This window comes from Bacillus sp. CDB3 (assembly GCF_002081505.1).
In the GTDB taxonomy this organism is placed as follows: domain Bacteria; phylum Bacillota; class Bacilli; order Bacillales; family Bacillaceae_G; genus Bacillus_A; species Bacillus_A cereus_AT.
The window spans coordinates 1-2870 of the sequence record NZ_ALBR01000047.1 but is presented as its reverse complement, the minus strand read 5'-3'; the positions used below and the strand labels follow the sequence as shown (position 1 = coordinate 2870).

Genomic DNA, 2870 nt, shown 5'->3' with positions numbered 1-2870 from the left:
ATAACAACAACCAATTTATCCCGCATTAACGGGCAGTAAGACCCCCCACCTCAAAATTCAGCGAAAGTAAAGAAGTTAGGTGGGGGATCAACTGCCCGTAAAAGCCCGATTGGTTCAACTAATAATCAGTGGAGGATGAACAAAACCCCCCACTGATTAAAAGTTTCACTTTATTATATTATACTTTTGCAGATGGAGAGAAACTTATATTTACAGATACAGATGGGATAGCTCAATATGGGACAACGAATATATTATCACCTAGTGAGGTTTCATATATAAATTTGTTTATTAATGGAATTATGCAACCACAACCATTTTATGAAGTTAGTACTGGTAAACTAACTTTATTGGATAATCAACCACCTTCGCAAGGGTCATCAATTATATTACAATTTATTATTATTAATTAAAAAAGACAGATTCTTAATGGAAAAAGGAATCTGTCTTTTTTGTTCTAAATTATATTAGTTAAAATTAAGTGACGATAAATTCAATTGTTATTGGGATCCCTCCGTCTAATGCATCTCCGCCAGGAATTGTAATAGCGCCAGTAGGACCTGTGGTGACACTGGAGTTCACGCTAGGTTGAATTATGCCGTTTACATAGAGGTTGTTGTAATATGTAAAAGTCGGAAAGGCAGTTGCAGTAGTACCGGCATCGTTTAAGCAAGCTGTTGCAGCAATCGCAAAAGCTGCACCTGTTCCTGTTCCAGCTCCTAGAAGCCATAAATGGTTGAATGATTGGCAATTAAATTTCACACCTTTAATTATCTTTTTTGAACGAAGTATAGAATAACTTGTCCACTATATTGTATGAAAGTTTTTTATAATAGAAACGGCTTCATGATTATAGAAGGAAAACAATATTAGTAAAGGTATCATTGTTAATTATTTGAAAGAATGATGTTGTTACTTGTGGAATATATGCTAATGATTTATTTATGTTTTAATTTTTAAATGAAAATGTGCTTTTGGACCTAATAGATAAACGTGGAAAAATAAAATAAACTCTTAAGTTTAGGTGTTTAATCTAAGCAGTCAATTATTAAAAACATATAATTAATATGTGAGTCATGAACATAATTAAATGTCGTTTTAAAGTTTAATTATAATTCATGTTTCCTATTTTAAGTGAATATATAACATAACTCTTTGTACACTTTTATGGTTCTTATAATAGGAAAACACTCAACTATAAGACAAGTAAGGAGGAAATAAATGTCAAATAACAATTGTTTTGGTCATAATAACTGCAATCCGATAGTTTTCACTCCAGAATGTTGCAATAATCCACAAACTGTTCCAATTACTACCGATCAATTAGGACGATTAATCACTATACTAAATTCTTTAGTTTCGGCTATTGCAGCATTTTTTGCAAATCCAAGTGACGCAAACAGATTAGCTTTACTCAATTTGTTTACTCAACTATTGAATTTGCTAAATGAGTTAGCACCTTCTCCAGAAGGAAATTTCTTAAAACAATTAATTCAAAGTATTATCAATGTATTACAATCTCCTAATCCAGATTTAAGCAAATTACTTTCCTTATTGGAACAATTCTATAGTGCTCTTGCATCATTCTTCTTCTCTTTAATTATTGATCCTGCAAGTTTACAACTTCTATTAAATTTATTAACTCAATTAATCGGTGCTACTCCAGGAGGAGGCCCAACAGGAGCAACAGGAGCAACAGGAGCAACAGGCCCGACAGGAGCAGGAGCAACAGGAGCAACAGGAGCAACAGGGGTAACAGGAGCAACAGGCCCGACAGGAGCAGGAGCAACAGGAGCAACAGGAGCAACAGGTCCAACGGGAGCAACGGGAGCAACAGGCCCAACAGGAGCAACAGGAGCAACAGGAGCAACAGGGACAGGAGCGGTCATTCCGTATGCATCAGGTATAATACCAGTAGGATTAACAACTGTTCTGGGGCAGGCATTAAATACAGGAGCACTTCTTGGATTTGGAAGTTCATATTTCCCTGTAATCGCAAGTGGTGGACCAATTATTATAGACCCTTTATCGGTACCTCCAGTTTTTGATTTCGCATTTGTAGCTCCTCGCGCAGGTACAATTACCTCGTTAGCAGGATTCTTTAGTGTAGCAGTAGCGGCTTCAGTGTTAGTAGGAAGCATACAGATTACAATGCAAGTGTACAAAGCACCAGCAGGAAGTAATACCTTCACTCCAGTAGGTACGCCGTTACATTTAACACCAGCATTGAGTGGCGCTGTTATTTCTATCGGTACTACTGCGAGTGGCATTCAACCAGAAACAATTGCGGTCGCTCCACAAGAGATGATATTACTTGTTGTTTCATCAACTCCAATTGGTGGTTTAGATATAGCTAGTGCTATTACAGGATTCGCCAGTGCAGGGATAACATTCGAGTAATTGATTCAAAGCAATACGGCTTAAAATTTGAGCACTGAAAAAGGAATACTCTTTTTAAAAAGTATTCCTTTCAGGCTGTGGAGAAAGTCTTCTCCACAGCCTATTTTTGTGTCTGAACCTCTTTTTATGTGTCAACACTGATAAAAAAGAGGAAACGGAGAGATCTCTTATGATGGGTGCTTTAAAAAATCATCGTGATGAGCATGTATCTGTTTCTGTAGAAGAGTTGGTTCCACAAAATCACTTCCTTCATGCGATTGAAGCGACAATTAGTTTTGATTTTATCGAGGAGAAGTTACGCCCTTATTATTGCGGAAACAATGGACGTCCGTCAATCCATCCTATCGTTTTATTTAAGATGATGTTTATTGGCTATTTTTATGGTATTCGTTCTGAGCGTCAATTGGAAAAGGAGATTAGGATGAATATTGCCTACCGTTGGTTTTTAGGGTTTTCTCTATCAGATACAA

Annotated in this window: 2 protein-coding genes and 2 pseudogenes; 3 read left to right on the top strand and 1 reads right to left on the bottom strand. The window is 36.6% G+C overall.

The window, feature by feature from the left end; translation table 11 throughout:
- Window positions 1-155: 155 nt before the first annotated feature.
- A pseudogene (locus CDB3_RS12070) lies at window positions 156-413 on the top strand (DUF4183 domain-containing protein); the annotation flags it as partial.
- 64 nt (window positions 414-477) lie between these two features.
- On the opposite strand, the pseudogene CDB3_RS12065 reads toward CDB3_RS12070, so the two are convergent.
- Window positions 478-751 (bottom strand): annotated as a pseudogene (locus CDB3_RS12065) (DUF4183 domain-containing protein).
- A gap of 470 nt (window positions 752-1221) precedes the next feature.
- On the opposite strand from CDB3_RS12065, the gene CDB3_RS12060 reads away from it, so the two are divergent.
- Window positions 1222-2400, top strand: coding sequence for an exosporium glycoprotein BclB-related protein (locus CDB3_RS12060; protein WP_128854655.1), 1179 nt, complete (start codon window positions 1222-1224; stop codon window positions 2398-2400).
- 169 nt (window positions 2401-2569) lie between these two features.
- The coding region (locus CDB3_RS12055; RefSeq protein WP_142263486.1) for a transposase at window positions 2570-2870 on the top strand (301 nt) is incomplete at its 3' end.